This is a genomic window from Oleiphilus sp. HI0061 (assembly GCF_001635675.1).
Map to the genome: position 1 here is coordinate 1 of NZ_LWFE01001455.1, position 1,497 is coordinate 1,497.

Sequence of the window (1,497 nt, forward strand, 5' to 3'; positions counted from 1 at the left end):
AACTTTACCTAGCTTGTCCGCCACTGAACTCATGAACAAGCCTCCAACAACTCGCCATCTTCCGACAAACGAATAGCTATCTGACCGACGCTACCCGCCCCCTGAGTAAGTAATAAGTCGCCGTCTTGAAGCACTGTGGACAAAAGTTTTTCCAGGTTCGGCACTACCTCATCTACCTGGTGACCACCATCGATATAAATTGGCTCAGCACCACCACGCTGACGAATACTGCGGCACAATGCGCGACTATCAGCACTTGGAATTGGTGTCTCGCCAGCGGGGTAAACTTCCATCAATAGCAACACATCCACCTTGGCGAGAACTTTTACGAAGTCCTCATATAGGTCACTGGTACGGCTATAACGATGCGGTTGAAAAACCATGACCAATCGTTTGTCTGGCCAACCCGCACGAATCGCCTGGAGTGTCGCTTCCACCTCACTTGGGTGATGCCCGTAATCATCAACCAACATAACTTTTGAAGCGCTCTTCGCTTCAGTATCTTGTCGTTGAACAGCGTAGTCGCCATACACCTGAAAACGACGCCCTACCCCTTGGAAACTTTCCAAGGCTCTTTGAATTGCGGCATCTTCAACACCCTCATCACTCGCCACAGTGATAGCAGCCAGTGCATTCAGAACATTATGATGCCCCGGCATTTGTAGCGTGATATCCAGGTCATTCATACCCGCCGGTCTCTGTACGGTAAAGCGATTGTGCATACCGTCTTGGCGAATATTATGCGCCCGATAATCCGCACTTTCTGACACACCATAAGTAAGGACGGCACGTGATACCTGAGGCATTATTTCTTCTACTACTGGGTCGTCTACACACATCACCGCAGCACCGTAAAACGGCAGGTTATGAAGGAAGTCTACAAAGGTCTGTTTAAGCTTTGAGAAGTCGCCACCATAGGTATGCATATGATCCGCTTCGATATTTGTAACCACTGAAATCATCGGTGTAAGGTGCAAGAATGACGCATCACTCTCATCTGCTTCAGCAACCAGGTATCGAGACCCACCCAGACTTGCATTGGTACCCGCGCTATTTAAGCGACCACCGATCACATACGTAGGGTCTAAACCTGCCTCGGCGAGTACCGATGCAATCAAACTGGTTGTAGTTGTTTTGCCATGCGTTCCCGCAATCGCGATACCGTGACGATAACGCATTATTTCAGCCAGCATTTCTGCTCGCGGAACAATTGGCGTACGGTGCTCTCTGGCTGCAGCCACTTCCGGGTTGTTTTCATCAATCGCAGAAGAAACCACTACTACATCGGCTTGTGCGACATTTTCCGCATCATGCCCAAAATAGATTTTCACTCCTAATGAAGCGAGTCGTTTTGTCACTGCTGACTCATTTAAATCTGAACCCGAGATTTGGTAACCCTGGTTACGTAGCACTTCTGCAATTCCGCACATGCCCGCGCCACCAATACCTACGAAATGGATCAGACTGATACGGCGCATCTCTGGAATTTCACTCAAT

General features: G+C 49.0%; 1 protein-coding gene. It reads right to left on the bottom strand.

Annotation, left to right across the window (positions count from 1 at the left end):
* Positions 1-29: 29 nt before the first annotated feature.
* The gene (gene murC / locus A3735_RS22870; RefSeq protein ID WP_068507670.1) at positions 30-1,496 is read right to left on the bottom strand and encodes a UDP-N-acetylmuramate--L-alanine ligase; all 1,467 of its coding nucleotides are present in this window, start codon (positions 1,494-1,496) and stop codon (positions 30-32) included.
* Position 1,497 lies beyond the last annotated feature (1 nt).